We start from the raw sequence: 282 nt of genomic DNA, 5'->3' as shown, positions 1-282 counted from the left end.
GCGCCCTCAACCGGGCCTGGCCCGTCATCGAGGCGACCGACCTGGTCGGCGACCTCTGGACGGTCCCCGCCTACCTGCGCCGCTGCGCCCCGCACCTGTCCGTCGAGGAGGTCCGCGCGCTGCAACGCCCCGTGCCGGACGCCTGGACCCTCGCGGACGTGCCGCTGCTGGACGCCGCCCGGCAGCGGCTCGGCGACCCCCGGTCCTCCGTACGCAAGCTCCGCCAGGACGCCGCCGTCGCCGCCGAGCGGGAGCGCCGGGGCGCCGACGTCGACGCCCTGG

1 pseudogene is annotated in these 282 nt (G+C 78.7%); it reads left to right on the top strand.

Features of this window, described 5'->3' with window-relative positions:
- A pseudogene (locus J0695_RS42400) lies at nucleotides 1-282 on the top strand (AAA family ATPase); the annotation flags it as partial.

This window comes from Streptomyces beijiangensis, assembly GCF_017315755.1.
Taxonomy (GTDB): Bacteria; Actinomycetota; Actinomycetes; order Streptomycetales; family Streptomycetaceae; genus Streptomyces; species Streptomyces beijiangensis.
This window is presented reverse-complemented; position numbering and strand designations above follow the sequence as displayed.